The 24,768-nt window shown below is 71.9% G+C and carries 15 protein-coding genes; 10 read left to right on the top strand and 5 right to left on the bottom strand.

All coding sequences use genetic code 11. From position 1 onward, the window contains the following. Nucleotides 1-56: 56 nt before the first annotated feature. On the bottom strand, nucleotides 57-2,039 hold the full coding sequence (locus ACGFJ7_RS28270) for an ABC1 kinase family protein (protein ID WP_392644676.1): 1,983 nt from the start codon (nucleotides 2,037-2,039) through the stop codon (nucleotides 57-59). A 31-nt stretch (nucleotides 2,040-2,070) separates the two neighbouring features. Here ACGFJ7_RS28270 and ACGFJ7_RS28275 point away from each other — a divergent pair, with 31 nt between their 5' ends. From ACGFJ7_RS28275 to ACGFJ7_RS28295, 5 genes are all read left to right on the top strand, one after another. Further along, nucleotides 2,071-2,529: an SUKH-3 domain-containing protein gene (locus ACGFJ7_RS28275; protein WP_392644678.1), complete on the top strand. Its 459-nt coding sequence runs from the start codon at nucleotides 2,071-2,073 to the stop codon at nucleotides 2,527-2,529. A 222-nt stretch (nucleotides 2,530-2,751) separates the two neighbouring features. Continuing rightward, nucleotides 2,752-5,580, top strand: a complete 2,829-nt coding sequence (locus tag ACGFJ7_RS28280; RefSeq protein WP_392644680.1) for a PQQ-dependent sugar dehydrogenase — start codon at nucleotides 2,752-2,754, stop codon at nucleotides 5,578-5,580. Between the two features lie 14 nt (nucleotides 5,581-5,594). Beyond that, nucleotides 5,595-7,292, top strand: a complete 1,698-nt coding sequence (locus ACGFJ7_RS28285) for a ThuA domain-containing protein (protein WP_392644682.1) — start codon at nucleotides 5,595-5,597, stop codon at nucleotides 7,290-7,292. Nucleotides 7,293-7,313: 21 nt separating this feature from the next. After that, nucleotides 7,314-10,169: a glycoside hydrolase N-terminal domain-containing protein gene (locus ACGFJ7_RS28290; protein WP_360255263.1), complete on the top strand. Its 2,856-nt coding sequence runs from the start codon at nucleotides 7,314-7,316 to the stop codon at nucleotides 10,167-10,169. Between the two features lie 99 nt (nucleotides 10,170-10,268). Next, complete coding sequence (locus tag ACGFJ7_RS28295) at nucleotides 10,269-10,847, top strand: hypothetical protein (protein ID WP_392644683.1); 579 nt, start codon at nucleotides 10,269-10,271, stop codon at nucleotides 10,845-10,847. Between the two features lie 61 nt (nucleotides 10,848-10,908). Here ACGFJ7_RS28295 and ACGFJ7_RS28300 read toward each other — a convergent pair whose 3' ends face one another. Continuing rightward, entirely contained in the window at nucleotides 10,909-11,739 is an 831-nt protein-coding gene (locus ACGFJ7_RS28300; protein WP_392644685.1) for a hypothetical protein, read from the bottom strand. 88 nt (nucleotides 11,740-11,827) lie between these two features. Here ACGFJ7_RS28300 and ACGFJ7_RS28305 point away from each other — a divergent pair, with 88 nt between their 5' ends. Then, nucleotides 11,828-15,373 (top strand): hypothetical protein, encoded by a 3,546-nt coding sequence (locus ACGFJ7_RS28305; RefSeq protein ID WP_392644687.1) that lies wholly within the window; start codon nucleotides 11,828-11,830, stop codon nucleotides 15,371-15,373. A gap of 26 nt (nucleotides 15,374-15,399) precedes the next feature. On the opposite strand, the gene ACGFJ7_RS28310 is transcribed toward ACGFJ7_RS28305, so the two are convergent. Genes ACGFJ7_RS28310 through ACGFJ7_RS28320 form a run of 3 tightly spaced genes read right to left on the bottom strand, consistent with a single transcriptional unit; the run spans nucleotide 15,400 to nucleotide 18,298 of the window. Further along, on the bottom strand, nucleotides 15,400-16,560 hold the full coding sequence (locus tag ACGFJ7_RS28310; protein WP_392644688.1) for an ABC transporter permease: 1,161 nt from the start codon (nucleotides 16,558-16,560) through the stop codon (nucleotides 15,400-15,402). Beyond that, a complete protein-coding gene (locus ACGFJ7_RS28315; RefSeq protein ID WP_392644690.1) occupies nucleotides 16,557-17,228 on the bottom strand; it encodes an ABC transporter ATP-binding protein in 672 nt (223 codons plus the stop codon). The genes ACGFJ7_RS28310 and ACGFJ7_RS28315 overlap by 4 nt, the downstream gene beginning before the upstream one ends. After that, on the bottom strand, nucleotides 17,225-18,298 hold the full coding sequence (locus ACGFJ7_RS28320) for a peptidoglycan-binding protein (protein ID WP_392644692.1): 1,074 nt from the start codon (nucleotides 18,296-18,298) through the stop codon (nucleotides 17,225-17,227). The genes ACGFJ7_RS28315 and ACGFJ7_RS28320 overlap by 4 nt, the downstream gene beginning before the upstream one ends. Before the next feature lie 90 nt (nucleotides 18,299-18,388). Here ACGFJ7_RS28320 and ACGFJ7_RS28325 point away from each other — a divergent pair, with 90 nt between their 5' ends. From ACGFJ7_RS28325 to ACGFJ7_RS28340, 4 genes are all read left to right on the top strand, one after another. Next, nucleotides 18,389-19,084, top strand: a complete 696-nt coding sequence (locus ACGFJ7_RS28325) for a response regulator transcription factor (RefSeq protein WP_360255245.1) — start codon at nucleotides 18,389-18,391, stop codon at nucleotides 19,082-19,084. Then, nucleotides 19,081-20,856, top strand: coding sequence for a sensor histidine kinase (locus ACGFJ7_RS28330; protein ID WP_392644694.1), 1,776 nt, complete (start codon nucleotides 19,081-19,083; stop codon nucleotides 20,854-20,856). Before ACGFJ7_RS28325 ends, ACGFJ7_RS28330 begins: the two co-directional genes overlap by 4 nt. Nucleotides 20,857-20,858: 2 nt before the next feature. After that, on the top strand, nucleotides 20,859-21,128 hold the full coding sequence (locus ACGFJ7_RS28335; RefSeq protein WP_360255240.1) for a hypothetical protein: 270 nt from the start codon (nucleotides 20,859-20,861) through the stop codon (nucleotides 21,126-21,128). 72 nt (nucleotides 21,129-21,200) lie between these two features. Then, a complete protein-coding gene (locus ACGFJ7_RS28340; RefSeq protein ID WP_392644696.1) occupies nucleotides 21,201-24,740 on the top strand; it encodes an NACHT domain-containing protein in 3,540 nt (1,179 codons plus the stop codon). Nucleotides 24,741-24,768 lie beyond the last annotated feature (28 nt).

A 24,768-nucleotide genomic window follows, 5' to 3' on the forward strand; every position in this document is an offset into this window, starting at 1 on the left:
TCCGCGCGAACCCGCCAGTCGGCCCGCGTACCGGAGTGGACATCAGGGCGGCACCATCATCGATCACCCGCCCCGCGGAAGACCGTGACGAGCACGCGCAGCATGAGGACGGCCGAGACGACCAGCAGGCCGTAGCCCAGCAGGGGGAACAGGGCGACGCCGGTGCTGACCCGGGGGCCGCCGTCGGTGCCGAGCAGGAGGGCGGCCATCACGCCCGCGGTGGCGCCGATGACGGTCAGCAGCACCTGATGGAGCAGGCCGGTGACCAGGCGCCGGTCCTGGTCGTCGGCGAACAGCCGGACGTTGAGGCGCAGCCGGCCGTGTTCGATCGCGTCGCCGATCCGGTCGACGCGGCGGGGGAGTCCGCGCAGCATCGGCAGGATGGTGCTCAGCTCCTGTTCCAGGGCGTCGCGCAGGTTGTCCGGGGTGAGGGTGTCGGCGATCCGGCGGCCGGCCGACGAGCGCGCCTGTCCGACCAGATCGAATTGCGGATGTACGAGGGACAGCGTGCCCTCCAGGGTGGTGACCGCCCGGAACACGGCCGCGACCGACGGCGGCACACCGAGTCCGTGGGCGGCGAAGGTGGTCAGCAGCGCGGTGACCGCCGTGACGCCGACCGTGCTGCCCGGTGCCGCGTACCGCACGATGAGCGCGCCGACCACCCGCTGCAGTTCCCGCTCGTCGACGTCGCCGGGCCGGTCGAGCAGTTCCAGCAGCGCGTCGGTGACCGCGACCGAGTCGCCGCGGCCGACGGCCAGCAGCAGCCGGCCGATCGCGGTCCGGGTCACCGCGTCGATCCGGCCGACCGAGCCCAGGTCGAGCATGCCGAGCGCGCCGTCGGCGGTCAGCAGCAGATTTCCCGGGTGCAGGTCGACGTGGAAGATCCCGTGCACCAGGATCTGGTCGAGCATGCTGTCGAGCAGGCCGGACGCGATCTCCGCGCGCCGCCGCTCGTCGAGACGGTTCAGGTCCGGCGCGGCCGCGCCGAGCGGCGTGCCCGGCAGGCGGTCCATCACCAGGACCCTTTCGGAGCTCAATCGCGGGTACGGGGTGGGCACCCGCACGCCACGTTCGGGCGATCCGGCCAGCGCGGCGGCCATCGCCTGAAGGTTGTCGCGCTCGACGGTGAAGTCCAGCTCCTCGCGCAGGGCCGCCGCGAATCCTCGGGCCAGACCGCGTACGCCGAACGCCCGGCCCCAGGCCGTCCGTTCCTCCAGCATGTCGCCCAGCCGGAGCAGGATGTCCAGGTCGCGTTCGACGATCCGGGCGATGCCGGGCCGCCGCACTTTCACGACGGCCTCGGTGCCGTCGGCCAGCCGGGCCGTGTGCACCTGGGCCACCGACGCGGCGGCCAGCGGTTCCGGGTCGATCTCGCGGAAGACCTCGGCGGCCGGCCGGCCCAGTTCGGCGGCGAGGACCGCCTCGATCTGCGGCCAGGGGACCGGGGTGGCCCGGTCCTGCAGCGCGGTCAACTCCTCGATGAACTCGGCCGGCAGCAGGTCACGCCGGGTGGACAGCAGCTGCCCGATCTTGACGAAGGTCACGCCGCCCTCGTCGAGGGCGGCCCGCAGCGAGCGGGCCAGTCGCCGCCGCGCCGCCGCCGACGTGGGGCCCGGCTGCGGCCGCCCCCGCAGGAACCGGCCCAGGCCGTGCCGCAGCACGATCCGGACGATCGTCGAGTAGCGCCGGGTGCGTTCGATCCGGCGCCGCAGGCCCCGCGCGGCCTCGACCGGCCCCGGCAGCGACCCCGTGGGCAGCAGCACCTCGAGAACGACCAGCGCGGCCATGGCGAGCAGGGCGGCGATGATGAGCGACGCGGTGGCCAGCAGGAAAGCCTCGCCGCCGCTGACCGTCCCGGGGTCGGCCGGGGCGAAGGCGGACAGGATCGGCGCCGTCACGATCATGGCGAGCACGGCGGCCAGCAGGGCGCGGACGAAACCGACCCGGACACCGAGGAGCCGGCGAATGACCGCGGCGAACGCCAGCACGGTCACGACGACGATGGGGACGAACAACAGTATCGACAGGGCTCGTTCCACGAGGAGTGACGATAACGGCAGGATCTGCGGTATGGGTGACAGGTTTCCGCGCGGGGTCGACAGGGCTCTGCTCCGGGCCGGCTGGTTTCCCGGCCGGCGGGTCGACACCACGCCGTGGCGGGACGCCGTCGACGGCATCACCATGCATCCGGCGGCCCGGGCGTTCCTGGCCGAGTTCGGTGGTCTGGCGGTGGACGTCCACGGCTTCGGCCGGACCGCCGCCAAGGAGCCGTTCGAGGTGGATCCGGCCCTGTGCGCGGGCGAGGCGGACCGGTTCCGGGAGTGGAGCGAGATCCTCGGCCGGTCCCTCTACCCGCTGGGCGAGCTCGACCACGGCCGGTTCTTCCTCGGTATCGACGACCGGGGATCGCTCTATCTGGTCGTCGATTGGCTGGCCGTGTTCGACGGTCCGGCCGATGCCGGGCTGATCGCCCTGTGCCGCGGTGTCATGCCTCGGCCGGTACGACAGCAGCGGTGCAGTGGCTGTTAAAAATCGCAATGGTAAAAGTGTTACGCCGGTATCGCCGTAACAGTCTTTAGCGATTTCCGGAATGTGAATAGCGTGTCAAGTATTGACTCACTTCTATTCCATGCTTAGCGTTTGACGGCACAGGTTGTTAACGTTCACCATTCGCGGCCCTGAGTGTGGGTTCTTTCCTGAGGGCAGCGTTCACCGGCCACATCCGAAGCCGACGACGAAGGTGATCAGCTCATGAGAGCACGCGCTTCAGTGGCGGCAGCAACCGCCGTTCTCACCGCCGCCGGCATGGTGGCGACCGTTATCGGTACCGCGTCCCCGGCCGCCTCGCACCCGGTGAACGCGGCCGACTTCCAGCAGGTCGAACTCGCCCGCGGGGTGGGCGAACTGGGCGAGCCGATGTCGATGGCGGTGCTGCCGGACCGCTCGGTGCTGCACACGGCCCGCAACGGCGTCCTGCGCCGCACCACCGCGACCGGGGTCACCAGCACGATCGGCACCCTGCCCGTCTACACGCATGACGAGGAAGGGCTGCAGGGCGTCGGGGTGGATCCGGGCTTCTCCAGCAACCGGTTCATCTACCTCTTCTACGCGCCGCCCCTCTCCACGCCCAGTGGAGACGCCCCGGCCACCGGCACGGACTTCTCCGTGTGGAACGGCGTGAACCGGCTGTCCCGGTTCACGCTCAACGCCGACTTCACCCTGAACACCGGCAGCCAGGTGACCGTCCTGGAGGTTCCCACCAACCGGGGCATGTGCTGCCACGTCGGCGGCGACATCGACTTCGACGCCGCCGGCAACCTCTACCTGTCCACCGGCGACGACTCGAACCCGTTCGACTCCGGCGGCTACGCGCCCCTCGACGAGCGCGGCGACCGCAACCCGGTCTACGACGCGCAGCGCAGCGCCGGCAACACCAACGACCTTCGCGGCAAGGTTCTCCGGATCAAGGTGAACGCCGACGGGTCGTACTCGATCCCCTCGGGCAACCTGTTCCCGCCCGGCACCGCCCGGACCCGGCCCGAGATCTACGCGATGGGCCTGCGCAACCCGTTCCGGATCGGCGTCGACAAGGCGACCGGCGTGCTGTACGTCGGCGACTACGGACCCGACGCCGGCACGGCCAGTTCGGCGCGCGGGCCGGCGGGCCAGGTGGAGTTCAACCGCATCACCTCCGCCGGCAACTACGGCTGGCCCTACTGCACCGGCTCGAACACCACGAACGAGACCTACGTGGACTACACGTTCCCGTCGGGTCCCTCGGGAAGCCGGTTCAACTGCGCCGCACCGGTGAACAACTCGCCGCGCAACACCGGCCTGACCAACCTGCCGGCCGCCCGCGCCGCGTGGATCAAGTACGACAACTGCTCGCTGGCCGCGTTCGGCTGCGGATCGGAGTCGCCGATGGGCGGCGCCGTCTACCGGTACGACGCGTCCAACCCGTCCACGGTCAAGTTCCCGGCGACCCTGGACGGGCACTTCTTCGCGATGGAGTTCGGCCGTCGCTGGATCAAGACCATCGACGTCAACGCCGACGGGTCGGCCGGGCAGATCAGCGACTTCCCGTGGCGCGGAACGCAGGTCATGGACAGCGCCTTCGGCCCCGACGGAGCCCTGTACGTGCTGGACTACGGCACCGGCTGGGGCAACGGCGACGCCAGCTCGGCCCTGTACCGCATCGAGTACAACGGGGCCGGCAACAACCAGGCGCCGATCGCCCGCGTCGCGGCCAACCCGTCGTCCGGCGCGGCCCCGCTGACCGTCAACTTCTCCTCGAGCGGTTCGTCGGACCCCGAAGGCGGTGCGCTGACCTACGCCTGGAACTTCGGGGACGGCGGCACGTCCTCGGCGGCCAACCCCAGCCACACCTACACCACCGCCGGCGAGCGTACGGTGACCCTCACCGTGACCGATCCCGCCGGCCTCACCGCCAGCGCCTCGATGACGGTCACGGTGGGCAACACCGCGCCCACGGTCGTGCTGAACACGCCGGCCGACGGCGCCCTGTTCAGCTTCGGTGACAACGTGCCGTACACGATCACGGTGTCGGATCCCGAGGACGGCGCCGTCGACTGCAACCGGGTCAAGCTGAGTTACCTGCTCGGTCACGACGACCACGCGCACCCGATCAGCTCGGCCACCGGATGTTCGGGAACGCTGCGGATCCCGGTGGACGGCGAGCACGACACCGCGGCCAACCTGTTCGCGGTCCTCGACGCGGAATACACCGATCTGGGCGCCAACGGCCAGCCCGCGCTGACCACCCGCGCACAGAAGATCCTCCAGCCGCGGCACCGGCAGGCCGAGCACCGCGGCACCCAGTCCGGCACCTCGTTGTACAGCAAGACGACCGCCGAGGGCGGCCAAACCGTCGGTGACATCCAGAACGGCGACTGGATCGCGTTCTCGCGGTACTCCCTCGCGGGCGAGAACCGGTTCACGGCCCGGGTGTCGTCCGGCGGCGCCGGCGGCACGATCTCGGTCCGCGCCGGATCGGCCACCGGCACCGTGCTCGGCTCGGTCACCGTGCCGGTCACCGGCAGCTATGAGACCTTCACCGACGTGTCGACGACTCTGTCCAACGTCCCGTCCGGCACCACCACTCTGTATCTGACCTTCCAGGGCGGATCCGGGACGCTGTTCGACGTCGACGCCTTCACGTTCGGTGCCACCTCCACCGGTGGCGGTACGGGCCGGATCGTCGGCGCGAGCGGGTCGTGCGTCGACGTCAACGGCTCGGCGACCACCGACGGCACCAAGATCCAGCTGTGGACCTGCAACAACGGGGCCAACCAGCAGTGGACCCGCACCGGCAGCACCTGGCGCGCGCTGGGCAAGTGCATGGGCGTGGCCGGCGGCGCCACGGCCGACGGCAGCCTGGTGCAGCTGTCGGCCTGCACCGGCTCGGCCGCCCAGAACTGGACCGCCGGGACCAACGGATCCCTGGTCAACGGCCAGTCGAACAAGTGCCTCGACGCCAACGGCGGCAGCTCCGCCAACGGCACCCAGCTGATCATCTGGACCTGCCACGGCGGCACCAACCAGCGCTGGACCCTGCCATGAGAGGAATCCCGGCCATGCGCCCACTCACTTCCAAAATCCTCGGCGTGGCGGCGGCGGTGCTGCTGACCCTCGCGGGCACCGGCGGCCCGGCCCGCGCGGCCGACGCACCGTACGACGTGCTGGTGTTCTCCAAGACCGCCGCTTTCCGGCACGACGCGATCCCGGCCGGCATCCAGTTGATCCGGGAGCTGGGCGCGGCCAACAGCTTCACGGTGACCGCCACCGAGGACGCCGGCCAGTTCACCGCGGCCAACCTGGCCCAGTTCGAGGCCGTCGTCTTCCTCAACACCACCGGCGACGTGCTCAACTCCACGCAGCAGACCGCCTTCGAGAATTACATCCGGGCCGGCGGCGGATACGTCGGTGTGCACGCCGCCTCGGACACCGAATACGACTGGCCGTTCTACGGCGAGCTGGTCGGGGCGTACTTCGCCTCGCACCCGGCGATCCAGCCGGCCACCGTGCGGACGGAGAACCGGGCCCACGCCGCCACCGCCGGGCTGGCTCCGGCGGCGACCCGGACCGACGAGTGGTACAACTTCCGGACCAACCCCCGGTCGTCGGCCCGGGTGCTGTCCACACTGGACGAATCGACCTATTCGGGCGGCACGATGGGCGGCGACCACCCGCACACCTGGTGCAAGACCTACCAGGGTGGTCGCTCCTTCTACGCCGGTGGCGGGCACACGCAGGCCAGTTACAGCGAGGCCGGCTTCCGGGCGCTGATCCTCGGCGGCATCAGGTACGCGGCGAACCGCACCAAGGCCGACTGCCGGCCGGAGACCGGCTACACCACCCTCTACAACGGTTCCACCACCGGCTGGTCGCAGGCCGGGCCGGGGAGTTTCGCCAACAGCAACGCGACGCTCACCTCGTCCGGTGGGCTGGGCATGCTGTGGTACAGCGCCAAGGAGTTCCGCTCGTACTCGCTCAAGCTCGACTGGATGACGCCGGGCGATGACAACTCCGGCGTGCTGCTCGGATTCCCGGCCGGCAGCACCCCCGACTCGGCCCAGACCACCGGCTACGAGGTGCAGATCGACGCCACCGACTCGGCCGACCGGACCACCGGCTCGGTGTACGGGTCCCAGTCGGCCGACATCGCCGCCCGCGACGCGGCCCTGAACCCGCCGGGCGAGTGGAACACCTACGAGCTGCTGGTCGAGGGCGAACGTCTCCAGGTCCTGCTGAACGGCGTCCTGATCAACGACTTCACCAACACGGACCCGGCCCGGTCGCTGACCTCCGGCTACATCGGCCTCCAGAACCACGGAACCGGTGACGACGTGTCGTTCCGCAACGTCCGGATCAAGGAATTGGGCGGCACGACGCCTCGGACGGGCCCGATCACCAGCGCCGGCGGCAAGTGCGTCGACGTCAGCGGCGCCAGCTCGGCCGACGGCACGAAGATCCAGCTCTGGCGCTGCACGGGCGGCGCCAACCAGCAGTGGACGGTCAACGGAAGCACCCTGCGCTCGCTCGGCAAGTGCATGGGCGTCGCCGGCGGCAGCACCGCGAACGCCGCGCCGGTCCAGCTGTCGACGTGCAACGGCTCCGGCGGCCAGAACTGGGCCCCCGGAACCAACGGCTCGCTGGTGAACCCCCAGTCGGGCAAATGCCTGGACGCCAACGGCGCCGGCACCGCGGACGGGACCCAGCTCATCATCTGGACCTGCCACGGCGCCGCCAATCAGCGCTGGACCCTTCCGTGACGCGACGCGGGGAGACCTCACATGGGTGACGTGACACGCAGGAAGCTCCTGGCCGCGGGCGTGGCCGGGGCCGGGGCGGCGCTGATGCCGGCCGGGTGGACCGCGGCGGCCAAGGCCGGTGCGGCGCCGCCGGCGGGTGTGCTGGCCGCCGGGGATCTGGCGCTCTGGTACGACGAGCCGGCCGGAACGGACTGGCTGCGGGCCCTGCCCGTCGGCAACGGGCGCCTCGGGGCCATGGTGTTCGGCAACATCGACACCGAACGGCTCCAGCTCAACGAGGACACCGTGTGGGCGGGTGGCCCCTACGACTCGGCGAACACGCGCGGCGCGGCCAACCTGGCCGAGATCCGCCGGCGGGTGTTCGCCGACCAGTGGGTCGCGGCCCAGGATCTGATCAACCAGACGATGCTCGGCAACCCCGTCGGGCAGCTGGCCTACCAGCCCGTCGGTAACCTGCGGCTCGCCGTCGGCAGCGCCTCCGGCGCGTCGCAGTACGACCGCACGCTCGACCTGACCACGGCCACGGTGACCACCACGTACGTGCAGAACGGCGTGCGCTATCAGCGGGAGGTGTTCGCGAGCGCGCCGGACCAGGTGGTGGCGGTCCGCTTGACGGCCGACCGGGCCAACGCGATCACCTTCAGCGCCACGTTCGACAGCCCGCAACGGACGACCACGTCCAGCCCGGACTCCGCGACGATCGCCCTCGACGGCATCTCCGGCGACATGGAGGGCCTCGCCGGCTCGGTCCGGTTCCTCGCCCTGGCCGGCGCGAGCGTCACCGGGGGCACGGTCAGCAGCTCGGGCGGCACGCTCCGGGTCTCCGGCGCCACGAGCGTCACCGTGCTGGTGTCCATCGGCTCCAGCTACGTCAACTACCGCACGGTCAACGGCGACTACCAGGGCATCGCGCGGGGACACCTCGCCGCCGCCCGCACCGTCGGCTTCGACCAGCTGCGCGCCCGGCACGTGGCCGACCACCAGGCGCTGTTCAGCCGGGTGACGATCGACCTGGGCCGTACCTCGGCGGCCGACCAGACCACCGACGTGCGCATCGCCCAGCACGCGAGCGTCAACGACCCGCAGCTGTCGGCCCTGCTGTTCCAGTACGGCCGTTACCTGCTGATCGCCTCCTCCCGGCCGGGGTCCCAGCCGGCCAACCTGCAGGGCATCTGGAATCAGGAGATGGCCCCGTCCTGGGATTCCAAGTACACCGTCAACGCGAACCTGCCGATGAACTACTGGCCGGCCGACACCACGAACCTGTCCGAATGCTTCCTGCCGGTCTTCGACATGATCAAGGATCTGGCGGTGACCGGTGCCCGCACCGCACAGGTCCAGTACGGCGCGGGCGGATGGGTGACCCACCACAACACCGACGCCTGGCGCGGGTCGTCGGTCGTCGACGGCGCGTTCTGGGGCATGTGGCAGACCGGCGGCGCCTGGCTGGCCACGATGATCTGGGACCACCACCTGTTCACCGGTGACGTCGCGTTCCTCCGGGCCAACTACCCGGCGATGAAGGGCGCCGCGCAGTTCTTCCTGGACTCGCTGGTGGCCCACCCCACCCTCGGGTATCTGGTCACCAACCCCGCGAATTCCCCGGAGCTGGCCCACCACGCGAACGCCAGCGTCTGCGCGGGGCCGACGATGGACAACCAGATCCTGCGCGACCTGTTCACCGGTGTCGCCCGCGCCACCGAGGTCCTTGGCGTGGACGCGGCCTTCCGCACCCAGGTGCTGGCGGCCCGGGACCGGCTGGCGCCGACCCGGGTCGGTTCGCGCGGCAACATCCAGGAGTGGCTCGCCGACTGGGTGGAGACCGAACGCACCCACCGGCACGTCTCCCACCTGTACGGCCTGCACCCGAGCAACCAGATCACCCGGCGCGGCACACCCCAGCTCTACCAGGCCGCACGCCAGACGCTGGAACTGCGCGGCGACGACGGGACGGGCTGGTCACTGGCGTGGAAGATCAATTTCTGGGCGCGGCTGGAGGACGGGGCGCGCGCCCACAAACTCCTGCGCGATCTGGTGCGGACGGACCGGCTCGCGCCGAACATGTTCGACCTGCATCCCCCGTTCCAGATCGACGGCAACTTCGGCGCCACCTCCGGCATCGCCGAGATGCTGCTGCACAGCCACAACGGCGAGCTGCATGTGCTGCCCGCGCTGCCGTCGGCCTGGCCGGCCGGCAGCGTCAGCGGGCTGCGCGGCCGCGGCGGACACACGGTCGGCGCCACCTGGAGCACCACCCGGACCGAGTTCTCCATCACGCCCGACCGCGCCGGCCCGGTCCGGGTCCGCGGCCGGGTCTTCACCGGCACGTTCGAGATCCGCGACGAGACGAGCGGCGCGGTGGTACAGGCGACTCGGCTGGAGACCGATCTGGTCGAGTTCGCCGGCCAGGCCGGCCACACCTACCGCGCGTCGGCCACCCGGTCGGGGCCGGTGGAGACCGGCGTGTACTACCGGCTGGTGGCCCAGCACAGTCAGAAGGCGGCCGACATCAACGGCGCGTCGGCCACCGCCGGCGCGCAGCTGATCCAGTGGCAGCCCACCACCGCCCTCAACCAGCAGTTCGATTTCCTGGCCTCGGACGGCGGCTACCACCGGATCCGGGCCCGGCACAGCGGGCTGGTGCTGCAGGTCGCCGGGAACGGCACCGGCGCCGACATCACCCAGCAGCCGGACACGAACGCCACCAGCCAGCAGTGGCGGGTGGAGGACCAGGGCGGGGGAGTGGTCCGGCTGCTCAACCGCCAGAGCGGGCTGGCCATGGACGTGTGGCAGGCCGCCACCGCCGACGGCGCCCGGATCTCGCAGTGGACACCGGGCGCCGGCGCCAACCAGCGTTTCCAGCTCCAGCGCCTGTGACCCCGACGGCACGGAGAACCTGATCACTTCCTGACGTCCGCTGGTCAGGCTGGCTCCCGGCCGGGAGCCAGCCCGGCCACGGAGACAGGGAGTCAGATCATGCGGAGACTGGTGGTGGCGGTCGTGGCGCTGAGCGCGCTGACCGCCTGCGACAAGCCGGCCGAGGACACGAGCACGGCGAAGGTGGCGACCCTGGTCAGCCCGTCGGCCTCGGCCTCGGCCCCGGCGTCGGCCTCGCCGAAGGCTCAGCGGCCCCGGGAGCGGCTGGACACGACACCGGAGGAGTTCGAGGCGCTGCTCGGGCCGTACAACAAATGCCTGTCCGACCACGGCGGCATGGTCAAGGGCAGCACGATCGAGCAGGAGCGGAAGAAGGCACAGACCGGGCCGGTCGGCGTATCGGGGAAGCAGACCGAGAAGTTCGAGGCGGCCAACAAGATCTGTGAGCCGCAGTTCTACCCGCTGCCGCCGTGGGAGAAGGATCCGGCCAACCCGGAGGCCAAGGACTTCGCGCGGGAGACGGTGAAGTGCCTCAAACAGAAGGGCGTCCGGTACGTCGAGATCAGCGACGACGGGCTCAGCATCGCGCTGGGCGGTGACCAGAACGACGCGAAGTCCATTTCGATGGGCCTCGACCTGATCCCCGGTTGCGAGCGCGACATCGCCGCCCGGAAGTAGCTCAGGAGACGGCCGCCCGTGGGGTGAGGCGGGCGGCCCTCGGACAGGATGTCCACGGTGTTCAGGCGTACGGTGCGATCGCCGCCGCCGTCAGGCCGCACGACAGGTAGCCGTCGAGGGTGTGGAAGTCGACCGCGCCGAGGTGCGCTTCGTCGTGCCGGTCGACGGGGAAGCGGTCGCCGAGGCGAGCCGGAACGGCCACCAGGTCGCCCGGGTCGGCGATGTTCACCCAGCGCGCCACTCCGGCCGGGCGGGCGCCGCGGCCGTCGCGCGGTTCCGGCACCAGACCCTCGAAGACGACACCGGGCAGGGCCAGCGGGGAACCGACGGTGACGAGGAGATCGACGTCGTGGCCGGGGTTGGCGCACAGCGCCTCGTAGGTCACCACGGAGCCCAGCGAGTGGGCCACCACGATCCGGGCGCCGCTGCCCACGATCGCCTCCATGACGATGTCGCGGCAGCGCTCCCGGACTCCGGGCCGGGTCATGTACACGTAAACCTCACGCAGGAAGGCCGACATGAGACGGCCGACGATCTCGGCGCTCCGGCGGTGCCGGCGGGCCACCCAGTCGAGCCCCTGCCGCAGCGGATAGGTGACCGGCCCTTGCGCGGCCTCGTCCGGTGCGCCCAAGGCTTCGATCCACGACCAGGCCCAGCGCTGTTCGTCCGGAGTGAGCCGGTCGAGATCCGGGACGGCGCCCTGCGCCCCGTCGTTCAGCAGATGCGCGTAGTAGGTCCCGGCGACCGACGGTGGCGCCGTGGTGAGGCCCGCGGCCCGATATCCGGCGGCAAGACTCAGGCTCCACTTCGACGCCAGCGCCGCCGCCGCGGCCTCGGGCGCCGCGCGCCGGCGGTTCCAGATACCGTGGACGGCGACTACGGGCGAGCTCATGGTGGCGGGTTCCTTCCGCATCTTGACTCGATGAGGGTTTCTTCGAGACGCTAGCGAACCGGTCATACGGACTTCGGTAAGGAGTGGCGTGCCCGAGACGGCCCAGGCGCGCGAGGTGATCTGCGCGGGATTCGGGCGGTTCGGTGCCGACACGTCCCCGGCCGAGGGCCTGGCCGACCTCCCGGACGCCCCCGGCCAGATCGCCGCCCTGGCCGGTTCCTTCGCCGACCTCGGCTATGCGCGCACCACCCTCGAACCGGACAGCTCCGCCGAGGACCTGGGTCACGCCGTGCTCGAGGCCATCGACCGCCTGGGTCCCTCCGACATCCTGGTGGTGCATGTCCTCAGCCATGGGTGGATCACCCGTACCGGGGCGCTGCGTGTGGTCGCGGCCGACGGCCGGCACACCGAACTGACCGCCGTGGAGACCTGGCTGCGTGCGGTGGTGGACGCCGGCCCGTACGCGCCGCTGACGCTTTTCCTGCTCGACATCTGCTTCGCCGGGGACGCCGCCCGCCTGAGCTGGCAGCCGCAGTTCAGCGACGAGGACGCGCGGGCCTGGGTGATCGCCGCGTGCGGGCCGTCGGAACGGGCGTACGGCGGCCGGTTCACCCGCGCGGTCACCCAGGTGAACCGCGATCTGCTCGAAGGCGTCCTCGACATCGACGAGTCCCGCCGGTACGCACCGATCACCACCATCGCCCAGCGAATCCGGCGCGCGGTGACGTGGGAGGCGGATCGCCGCTCGGCGTTCTCCCAGCGGGTGACCGCGAGTCTGGTGGACATCAGCGCGATGCCGTCCGCGCTGCCGTTCTTCCCGAACCCGCGTCATGCCGGCCACGCCGGGCGCCGGGCGGCCGATCCCTACGCGCGCCTCGCACCGGTCGTCGACCAGCTGGACGACGGCCTCGATCCGGCGCACTTCATCGGCCGGGCCGCGGCGCACGGTCCCGTCGCGACCGCCACGACGACCGGTTTCTTCCGCGGCCGGGACCGGGAGCTGCGTCATCTGGCACCGTGGGCCAACCTCGAAGGTGACGTGACTCTGCGGGTGGTGACGGGCAGCCCCGGCGCCGGCAAATCGGCCCTGATCGGCATCCTGGTCTGCGCCGCCCACCCCGACCTTCACGAGCACACCCGGCCGCTGTGGGAACACCTCGACCACATCCTGCGGCCCTGCCCGCGCTTCGCCGCCGTGCACGCCCACGAACGGGGCCCCCACCAGGTGATCGAGTCGATCGAGCATCAGCTGTTCGGCACCAGGACCGCCGATCTGACAGCGCCGGAGCTGATCGACCGCATCGCCGAACTCGACCAGCCGCCCGTCGTGGTGATCGACGCGCTGGACGAGGCGGTCGACGGGGAAAAGATCATGGAGGATCTGCTCCTGCCGCTGCTCAGGACCACCTGTGCCGACGGACGCGCGGTTCGTCTCCTGGTCGGCATGCGGCCGTGGCGGCGTTTCCGCCCGCTCGTGGCCGAGGCCGAGCGGGCCGGTGGTCTGCTCGACCTCGACCGGGCCGAGCCGGCGCAACTGCGGGAGGACATCCGGCAGTACGTCCTCCAGCTCCTGCTGACCGATCGGCGCTGGAACCGGCGCGATGTGGTCGGTCCCGCCATGACCGTGGCCAACGAGGTGGCGACCCGGCTGACCGGGGACGAGGCGCACCGGGAGACGGGCGCCTTCCTGGTCGCCGGCCTGTTCGCCGGCCATGTGCTGAGCGCGTACGACGAACCGGTCGCCGACAACCGCTGGGCGCTGGACCTCGGCGCGACGGTGCCGCTGTCGCTGCCCGGCCTGCTCGAGCTCGACCTGCGGACGCGCGAGTGCGACGACCGTGTCCGCGACACGCTCACCGTGCTGGCGCACGCGCGCGGCGACGGCATGCCGGCGGAGACGTTGCGCCGGGCCCAGGACCCCTCGAGCGACGTCCGTGCCGTCCTCGGCGCGCTGGACGAGGCGCGCTTCTACCTGCGGGCCGGCCCCGACCAGCGGGACGGAACGATCCTCTATCAGCTCTACCATCAGAGCCTCGCCGACCACCTGAAGCCTTCGGCGGACCCCGGGCGCGTGCTCGACGGGCTGCTTTCCGAGGTCGCGCCGCCGGGCGAGGAGCCGGGCCGCCGCTGGGACCTGGCCTCGCCGTACACGCTCCGGCACATCGCCGAGCACGCCGACCAGGCGGGACGGCTCGGTGAGATCGTGCTGGACGAGGGATGGCTGGTGGCGGCCGACCCGGCGGTCGTGCGCGAGGCGATGGCACGCAGCGAGGACGCCCGGCACCAGGCGGTCGCCGAGGTCTACCGGTCCGCCCTGGACGGTGCCGAACCACCGCCGGCCGGCCGCCGGCTGCGGACCGCTCTCGCCCTGGCCGCCGCCCGCGCCGGCCACTCGGCGATGGTGCGGCGTCTCGTCGATCTGCCCGGTCACGAGGCGCTGTCCTGGCGGCCGCGCTGGTCGCTGTCGTTCGGAGACCGTCGCTGCACCGCCCTGGCGCTCGGCTCGACCGGCAGCGGCTCGATCGTGGCGGTCGGCGAACAGGACGGTTCGGTCTCGGCGCGGGACTTCGCGACCGGCAAGGAGCTGATGCGGGTCCCGGACCGGCACGACGGCGCGGTGACCGCGGTGGCGTTCGGCGCCGCCTTCGGGCGGACTCTGGCGGTGTCCGCGGACGCGGAAGGTGTCGTGCGGATCCTCGACGCCGAGACGGGGGAGCGCTACGGACGCACGGTCGACGTCGACCGGCCGCCCCGGCGCCTCATCGTGGAGCGGACCGCGGGCCGCCCAACCGTGCTGGTGGTGGACACCTCCGGAGCGGCGACGATCATCGACCTGCCCACCGGCCGGCTCCTGGGCTCTCTCACCGAGCCGCTCATGCCGCAGGACGCCATCTGGATCGACGAGCGGGTGGTCTGCCTGGCCCGGGCCACCACCGACGCGGTGGTGATGGTCGACGGTACGGCCGAGCGCTCCCTCACCCACGACGCACCCGTGACAGCGGTGGCTGTCGGATTCGACGAGGCGATCCCCCTGGGCCTCACCGGCGACCAGAACGGCCAGGTCCGGGTGTGGTCGCTGCTCACCGGCACCGAGCTGGACAGCATCCACGTGGGCGTGCCGGTCACCGGCCTGCGCCTGGGCGACCGCGGCCAGGTCCTGGTGGCCACGGCCGGAGAACTGATCGCCCTCGAGATCCACATCGGCCGGCCGGTACCGGCTGCCTCGGCCACCGGCACCGGCTTGCTCCCGTTCCGTCCTCACCCGGCGGGCGTGCGCACCCCGGACACCGCGGACACCACCATCGCGATACCGGACGGCACCCTGGACGACGGCCTCGTGGTCTACGAGGCGGTCCTGTCGGCCTGGTTCAGCGACCGCGGCGCCCGCTTGACGGAATTGGACTGGGCCGGTCCCAGCGACGTCAGCTGGCGCGCGGTCCGCCACGCCGAGCCGAGGATCGGCGGGTTCCTCGGTGGAAGCGGTCTTCCCCAGCGTGTGCCGATGGCTAACCTGGTCCCTCTCCCTCGGGCCGCCCCACAGCCGCCCCCGGTGCGTGATCCCGCCCGGATGGCTCGTTTCCTCACCGGATACTTCCACGGCGTTCGGCGGGTCTGGACCCTGGACGGCGACTAGCTCCCGGGACGTTCAGGGCGGGTGGTTCAGGAGATGGCGGCCCGTGGGGTGAGGCGGGCGGCCCGGACGCACGGGTAGACGCCGGCCAGGACGCCGATGACCACGGCGCCGGCCGCGCCCAGGCCGGCCGGTCCGGCCGGGATGACGAGGGGCCAGTTCTGCCAGGCGGCGTAGCCGACCGTGGCGGCCAGGCCCAGGCCGGCTCCGGCCACGCCGCCGGCGCCGGCCAGGATGACCGACTCGGTGAGGAACTGGCCGCGGATCTGGCCCCGGGTGGCGCCCAGGGCCCGGCGCAGGCCGATCTCGGAGCGGCGTTCGAGCACCGAGACGACCATCGTGTTGGCCACGCCGAGGCCGCCGATGACCAGGGCCACCCCGGCCAGGGCCAGGAACAGCACCGAGAAGCTGCTCTCGGTGGCCCGCTTGGCGGCGAGCGCGTCCGACGGGCGGGTGACGGTCACGGCGCCGGGGCGTTCCGGGGAGATGGTCTCGGCCAGCACGTCGCGTACCGCTTCCAGTTGCGCCTCCTCACCGCGTACGTAAAGAACCGTGGGGTGACCGTCGAAGCCGAGCTCGGACTTCGCGGCGGGCCAGCCGACCAGCACCGACCGGTCGATGTCGGGCGTGAGCGGCGTGGGGCCGAGGATCCCGACCACGGTGAAGCGGCGGTCGCCGATCACCACCTGCGGCGCGGCGCCCCGGGGCAGATCGGTGACGCCCAGCCGGGCCGCCGCCACCGAGCCGAGGACGACGGCCGGGAACCTCTCGGTGGCCGCGGTCAGCCAGGCCCCCGAACGGATCCGGGCCTGGATCGTGGCGGGCAGGTCGAGGCGGGCGGCCAGGGCGGTCAGGCCGCTGGACGCGGTGCGCTCGTTACGGCGTACGGCCGCGTGGGTGTTCGCCACGGCCGACGCGCCGGTCACCGGGCCGATGCGCCGGACCATCTCGACCGCCGACTCGGGCAGCGGCGCGGGCGGCTGGACGTCGGGCTGGGCCGTCGCCTGCAGGGTGTTCGTGCCGAGCGCGCTGAGCCGTTCCACCAGGGCGGCCTGACCCGACGCGGGCAGGCCGGTCACCACGATCATCGTGGCGATCCCGATGGCGATGCCGAGCCCGGACAGCGCCGCCCGGCCCGGGCGGGTGCGCACACCCAGCAGGCCGAGCCCGAGCAGGTCGACGGGGCTCATCGGCGTACGTCCGAGACGATCCGGCCGTCGCGGATCTCGACCCGCCGGGGCAGCGCGGCCGCGATGTCACGGTCGTGGGTGATCAGCACGATGGTGGTGCCCTCCTCGTTGAGCCGGCGCAGCAGGTCGAGGACCGTGCGGCCGGTGGCGGTGTCCAGGGCGCCGGTCGGCTCGTCGGCCAGCACCAGCGACGGGCCGTTGGCCAGCGCGCGGGCGATCGCCACCCGCTGCTTCTCGCCGCCGGACAGCTCACTCGGCCGGTGCCGGGCGCGGTGCGCGAGACCGACCCGCTCCAGGGCGTGCAGGGCCCGTTCGCGGCGGTGGCGGCGGGGCACGCCGGCGTAGAGCAGGCCGGTGGCGACGTTCTCGGCCGCGCTCAGCCCGTCGGTCAGGTGGAACTGCTGGAAGACGAAGCCGATCTCCCGGGCCCGCAGCGCCGACAGCCGGCGGTCACGCAGGGCCGCCACGTCCCGGTCTCCGATGCGGACGGTGCCGCTGGTCGGGCGGTCCAGAGTGCCGATGATGTTGAGCAGCGTCGACTTGCCGGAACCGGACGGGCCGACGATGGCGGCCAGCTCGCCGCGGTCGACGGCGAGGCTCACGTCGTCGAGGGCGGTCACCCCGCCGGGGTAGCGCACGCTCGCGTGGCCGACCGACACGAGCGTCACGAGGCGACCACCACGTCCATGCCCTCGGCCAGGCCGGGCCCGCTGACCTGCACCCAGCCGTCGGCGAACATGCCGGTCGTGACGCCGACCAGGCCGTCCGGGCCCTGCACGGCGTAGCCGCCCTCGGTCAGCGCCACCAGCGCCTCGACGGGCGCGGCGAGAACGTCCTCGGCCACCTTGCCGGCCACGTTGACCTGCACCCCGGCCGAGTCGAGCCGGGCCAGGTCGGCCGGCTTGTCGGCGGTGACCAGGACGGTCAGCTTGGCCGCGCCGTCGGCCACGCCGCCCTCGGGTGAGGCGAGGGCGCGGCCGACGGAGAGGATCCGGGCTTTGACCGTACGGTCGTCGGGCAGCGTGACGGTCACGTGGTCACCTCGGCCGAGCCCGGCGGCCGTGTCGAGCTCGGCCGAAACGGTGATCACCTTGCGGGTGGAGGTGACCGTCATGAGCTCCGTGTTGGCCGGGGAGCCGGGTTGGACGGTGATCGAGTCGACCCGTACGGCACCGGACTGAACCTCGACGTCGCCGACCGCGATCGTGCCGGTGGGCGGGAGCCCGTTGTCCTCCTGCCAGCGTTTGACGGCCTTGATGAGATCGGCGGTGAGCACGCCTTCCCCGTCCCGGACCGTCGAGGGCTGGTGGCCGATCCGGTAGCCCAGCGCGCGCAGGTTCTTGGCGACGATTCCCACGTCCCGGCCCACCAGGTTCGGCCCGGCGATCGGGCGGTAGAGCGGCATGCCGCCGTAGAAGAGGATCACCGGCTTGTCATCGGCCCGGAAGAGCTGCTTTCCCCGTACGATCGTCGCGCCCGCGACCGGCAACCAGGTCACGGTGGCGCCGGTGTGGCCGGAGAGCGGCCGGGCCGCGCCGAAGCCGACGCTGCCGTCGAGCTTCTTCGTCGTCGACAGGGTGCGGCGCTGAAGCTTCGCCGTCGCGACTTTCTCCTGGGGCACGGGCACGGGCACCGGCTCCGGGGCCGCCCGGTGCCGGGAGACGGCGACCACTCCGCCGGCCCCGAGCGCCCCGGCCAGCACGATCCCGCCCAGCCAGGCCACGATCTTCGGTTGCATGGCGACGAGCGTCGCCGGAGATCGTTAGAAAGCTGTCAGGTGTCCCGCGAAGATCTCCGGTCCTCGCGCCGCCGACCTACCATCGCCGCCATGTCTGCTCAGGTCCTGCTCGCCGAGGACGATCCCCGCCAGGCCGAGGTGGTACGGCGCTATCTCGTCGCCGAGGGTCACGAGGTCCGTGTCGTGCACGACGGGCGCGCGGCGCTCGAGGCGGCCCGCCGGTGGCGGCCCGGCCTGCTGGTGCTCGACGTGATGATGCCCGGCCTCGACGGCCTGCACGTGTGCCGCACGCTGCGGGCCGAGTCCGACGTGCTGGTGCTGATGCTGACCGCCCGGGCCACCGAGGAGGACATGCTGCTCGGGCTGGAGCTGGGCGCCGACGACTACCTGACGAAGCCGTACAGCCCGAGGGAACTCATGGCCCGGGTCCGGACCCTGCTGCGGCGGGCCGGCCGGGGAGCGCCGCCCGAAGCCGGCGAGCTGCGGCGCGTCGGGCGGCTCGGCATCGACCCGGTACGCCACCACGTCACCGTCGGCGACGAGCGGGTCGAGTGCACCCGCGGCGAGTTCGCCATCCTGGCCGCCCTGTCCGAGCAGCCGGGCCGCGTCCTGAGCCGGGCCCAGCTGCTGCACCACACGCGCGGCATCGACCGCAGCTCCACCGAGCGGACCATCGACGTGCACGTGATGAACCTGCGCCGCAAGATCGAGGCCGATCCGCAGAATCCGGCCCATCTGCTCACCGTGTACGGGGTCGGCTACAAGCTGACCGCGGAGACGCCGTGAGCCGGGTTCCGCTGCGGCACAGCCTGGTCACCCGCCTGCTGGTCACGTCGGTGCTGATCGCCGTCGCCGCCATCGCGGCGACCGCCTGGCTGGCCACCGCCACCGCCACCCGGGCCCTGCGCCAGGAACAGGGCCGCTCGCTGACCGAGGACAAGGGCGTCTACGACCTGCTGGTCGGCTACGCGGCCGGGCACCCCGACTGGTCCGGCGCCCCCGAGCTGATCCGCGACCGGGCGGCCAAGCTCGGCCGCCGCATCACCCTGATGACCGCCGACCGGGCGGTGATCGCCGATTCGGGCCCCGGCCCCTCGCTGGCCGGCGCCCGCGCCTCGGCCACCGTCGACCCGCTCAACCTGGATCTGGCGCTCAGCGGCGGCACGGAACGCATCGACCCGCGCGCGACCGGCCCGTTCCTGGTCCCACCGGCCCAGCGCGGCCGGCTCGACAAGCTGGCGGCCGACACACTGACCTGCATCCGCGAGGGTGGCGGCGACGGCGAGGTGGTAAGGCTGCCCAACGGGCGCCCGTCGGTCGTCCCGACCGGACCGGGCATCGACAGCAACGCCGCGGCCTGCAACGACCGGCTGCCCACGGCGACGACGCCGGCCGAGCAGGGCCCGCTGCGCGAGCTCGGGCGACTGGTCACCACCTGTGCCCGGCTGCCTCGGGAGCTCCGGCTCGGCGTACGGCCGGACTTCTCGACGTACTTCCTGATCGCCGACCGTCCGGAACCGGTGGCCGTGCCCGACAGCACCAGCGCGGCCGCGCCGCCGGCCCGGGTCCGCGGCTGTGTGGAGAAGTCCCGACGGGCCATGCTTCAGTCGTACGTCGCCCCGCCCGCCCTGCTGTTCGTCACCGACCCCGCCGCGGGCGCCGACCAGACCCGGTTCACGCTGTCCGAGCAGAACACGATCCGGATCGTCGCCACCACCGGCGGCGTCCTGCTGGCCACCATCGGGGTCACCGTGCTGGTCGGCCGCCGCCTGGTCCGCCCGCTGCGGGTGCTCACGGAGGCCGCCGGCCAGGGCCTGGTGCCGGTGTCGACCCGCGACGAGATCGGCCGGCTGGCCCGCGCCCTCAACGACTCGACCGAACGCCGTGACCGCGCCGAGGCGCAGCGCCGGGCCATGGTCAGCGACGTGGCGCACGAGCTGCGCACCCCGCTCACGAACATCCGCAGCTGGCTCGAGGCGGCCCAGGACGACCTGGCGCCCACCGACGCCCAGCTCGTCGGCCTCCTGCACGAGGAGGCCCTGCTGCTCCAGCACATCATCGACGACCTGAGCGACCTGGCCGGGCCGCTACGGCTGGACCTGCGGCCGGCGCCGCTGCGCGAGGTGCTGGCCCAGGTGGTCGACAGTCACCGGGCTCCGGCCCACGCGGCCGGGGTCCGCCTGACCATGGAGGTGACGGGCCAGCCGGTGGTGAAGGCCGACGCCGTCCGGCTGCGGCAGCTGATCGGAAACCTGGTCTCCAACGGCATCCGCTACACCCCGCGCGGCGGCTCGGTCACGGTGACCGCGACGGACACGACCATCACGGTCCGGGACACCGGCGTCGGCATCGCCCCGGAGAACCTCCCGAAGATCTTCGACCGCTTCTGGCGAGCCGACGAGTCCCGCAGCCGCGCCACCGGCGGCAGCGGCCTGGGCCTGGCCATCGCCCGCAAACTGACCGAGGCCCACGGCGGCGGCATCGAGGTACGGAGCGTCCCCGGCGAGGGAACCACCTTCACGGTTCGGCTCAAGGCCCCCGATCCGGAAGAATGGTGAGCATGCGGGGCTGGGTGCGGGTACGGGACTGGGTCGAGCCCGACGAGGCAGCCGCGTGGACCGGCGACTGGCTGGTCCAGTGGTGCGGCGCCGCCCCGGTCGCCGGCGGCGGGGACAAAAGGCAGCTGGTCGCCCGCATGTGGACCCGCCGCAAGGCACAACGAAGCCCGAAGCAGCGAACCGTCATCACCGCCGAACTCTGGCGCGAACAGAACGGCCTCCACGAGCTGCTGCTCTTCCTGGAGGGCCCGGCGGCGCCCCGGCGCCTCTGACGTCAGTGTCACCGCGTACCACCACCCGGATGAGCACTACCGCTTGCAACTGTGGCCGGGCATAGTTTCTGCGTGCCGTTGCTGAACCTGCTGCGCCCGCTGTTCACCATGCTCGGTGGGGTGGCCCTGAAACGGGCCATGCGCGATCGCCGGGTCATCCGGGGGCTCAAGAAGGTGCGGGCGCTGCCGCGGACGGAGACCGACCCCGGCGCCGTCTACGCGCGGGCCGTCGTCGCCTTCGCCGAAGGCCGGTCGGAGGCGGTCGAGCTGCTGCTCAGTGACCGGTACATGCAGGAGTCGTTCCTCGCCGGCTTCGAGAGCGGCGACTGGAAGGGCTGGCGGGTCGAGCTGGTGAACACGGTCGACCGCGGTCGCGAGAGCGGCGAGTTCGGCCACCTGACCCACCAGGACGTGCGCGCGGTCGACGACAGGTTCATCGAGGCGTTCCTGAAGACGGTCGCGGCCGGTCGTACGCCGCACGAGACGGAGCTCGTGCACAAGGTGGACGCGGTGGCCGAGCAGGTCCGGGCCGTGCGCGAGGCCGAGGAGGCCCGGCGCCAGCGGATCGAACCGGCCCGCGCCGCCCTGACCCCGCTCGACCGGCTGAGCCGCGACGTCGGAGCCTGGCTGGCCGCCAAGCGGTACGGAACCGTCTTCGAGCTGCCGGAAGAGGCCGGGACGCGGGGCTGGATCGTCCGCATGCCCGCGGCGACCGGCGGGCCCGGCCACGTGGCGGTCCTCGCGGTCGACGGCGAGATGCGGGCCAAGCACGTGCAGCGGGCGCAGCGGATCGTCGCCGACGGCCGGGCCGACAGTGCGTGGACGGTGGCCGCCCAGCGCATCAGCCCGGCTGCCCGGAGCGCGGCCCGCGACACCGGCGTGACCTGCCTGACGCTCGCCGGGCTGGTCGACATGTCGGCCGACTTCACGCCGTACCTCGACTGGCTCGAGGCCGAGGCCGCCCGGCTGCGCCTGGACACCGCGTACGTCACGCTGTCCGGCGTCCGGGAGGAGCTCGACCTCGACGGGGTGCGCCAGGCCGACAGCGAGTACAGCTGGCGAGACGGTGGGCTCGAGACGGTCGTACGGCAGTGGCTGGACGACCCGGACGGCGACCACCTGTCGGTGCTGGGCGAGTTCGGCACCGGCAAGAGCTGGTTCAGCCTCCACCTGGCCTGGACGATGGGCCGGGCCTGGTCGGCGGCCCGCGCGGCCGATCATCCGGAACGGCCACGGCTGCCGTTGCTCGTGCCGCTGCGTGACTACGCGAACGTCTCCGACGTCGAGGCGGTCGCGGCCAAGTTCTTCGCCGACCACGACATCCCGATGACCACCGAGCTGTTCCGGTACCTCAACCGCACCGGCCGCCTGCTGCTCATCCTGGACGGTTTCGACGAGATGGCGGCGCGCGTCGACCGGCACACGATGGCGTTCAACTTCGAACAGCTCGCCAAGATCGCGGTGCCCGGCTCGAAGGTCCTGCTGAGCAGCCGAACCGAGTACTTCCCGGACGCCGAGCGGGTGCGGGCGCTGTTCGCCGGTCAGGAACTGGCCCCGGCCGAGGGCCGCACGAGATTCGACGTCATCGAGATCGCGCCGCTGGACGACGAACAGATCGGCCGGATGCTACGCGGGCGTACCGATGACGACGCCCTCGTGGAACGGGTCACCCGCAACTCGTACCTGCTCGACCTGCTCCGCCGCCCGGTGATGTCGGACCTGGTGATGACGGCGATCCCGTCGATCAGCGCGGACCAGCCGATCGACATCGCCCAGGTGTACCTGCACGCCCTGCGGGCCAAGATGGACAACGACATCGGCATGGCCCGCACCTTCACCGACCGGGTCGACAAGGTCTTTTTCCTGTGCGAGCTCTCCTGGCAGATGCTGTCGGAGAACGCGATGACGCTCAACTACCGCGAGTTCCCGGACAAGCTGCGCACTTTCCTCGGGTCGGCGGTCAGCAAGGCCCGCGACATCGACCACTGGGAGCAGGACATGCGGGCCCAGACGCTGCTGGTCCGCAACGCGGCGGGCGACTACCGGCCGGCCCACCGGTCGCTGCTGGAGTTCTTCGTCGCCTACAAGTTCGCGGCCGAGCTGGGCCTGCTCGGCGGCCCGTTCCTCGACCTCATCGGCGGGATCGCCGGCGCAGTCGACGCGACCTGGTCGCAACACATGCGCAGCGACCGGGTCGACGGCCGCCTGAAGCCGCTGGGGCGGCTCCGCCCGGAGCCGACGTCCACGCTGGCCGAGACGTTCGGCGCCCTGGCCCTCGATCACACCTTGCTGACGTTCCTGCGCCCGATGCTGGCCGGCGTCACCGATGAACAGCTACTGGCGATCGCCCACACCACGCGCGACGAGCCGGCCGGCCTGGTCGCCGCCAACTGCGTCAAGCTTCTGAGCCAGTACGACGGTGTCGACCTGTCCGATCTGGCCTTGCCCGGCTTGAAGATCGCCCAGCCGTACGGCCTGCGGGCCGGCGAGAGACGCACGACCATGCGCCACGCGGATCTGCGCCGGGCCGACCTGAGCGACTCGGATGTCATCACGGTCGACCTCACCGGCACGGATCTGACCGGCGCACAACTGACCGGGGCATCGGCGGTGCGGTCGGACCGGCGGATCCACGCCGTTGCCGTCACACCCTCCGGCGCGATCGTGGCCGAGATGGCCCACGAGTGCGGTGTCTGGACCGACGGCGATCTGACAAGCGAGTTCCGTACGCTGGCCACCTCGTCGGGCCTGGCATTGACGAAGTCGATGTCCCTGTTGGTTCTCGACGACCGGCGCGTCTACAGCTACACGGCCGGGCCGGCTGTCATCGACATGGTGACCGGCCAGCGCTCCAAGGTTCGCAACCTCCGATGGGCGGTGCCACTCACCTGGCAGGGCGAATCAGCGGTGCTGACCGAGAGTCGCGAGGAAGGCCGGCTCGACGTGTTGGCCCGCGCGACGCTGGAAAAAATCGGCACTTGTGAGGACCCTAGCCCGCGCCGCCGGACTGGGCGGCGGTCGGCCATCCACGAGATACCAGGCGGCGGTCTGAGTTGCACCCGCTACTCCGAAGGCAGGCTCCACGTCAGTCGCCTCGACGAGGCAACCGGTCGATGGTTGTCGATGGCCGACACGGTCCTCGGCCCGGGCGCGATGTCATTCATCGATGGTGGTTATCTCCTGTACGTATCGCTGGAAGACGGCCCGACGATGATCGGGCCGGACGGACAGATGCTGGCCGGTCCCGAAGACCTCCACGGCGCGCCGTGGCCGGACTTCGCCGGCGAACTGCGCTATTACCCCGATCAGCGGATGCTGCTCCGTGCGGACGGCGGGAAGCTGACCGCGTGGCCTTTGGCCGGCAGCAACGCGGCGTGGTCGGCGCGGATTTCAGGATTGCACGCAGGTACCGACGCCCATCCCGATGGGGAGACGTTCCTGTACGCGGCGGCCACCGGTGAAGTAGGCCGCCGCCGGATCGACACCGGGGCCCTGGTGGCACGCACCTCGCTTCACGAAGGGCTACGGGGCGCCCGGATCTCCCGATCATGCGGCTTGAAGGCGGAGCTGCTGGACGCGTTCGCCCTCGCCGGCGCGGTCCTGGTCGATTGAATGCCTCGAGCGGATCACCGCGCCGACC

The organism is Actinoplanes sp. NPDC048988 (assembly GCF_043197815.1).
GTDB lineage: Bacteria > Actinomycetota > Actinomycetes > Mycobacteriales > Micromonosporaceae > Actinoplanes.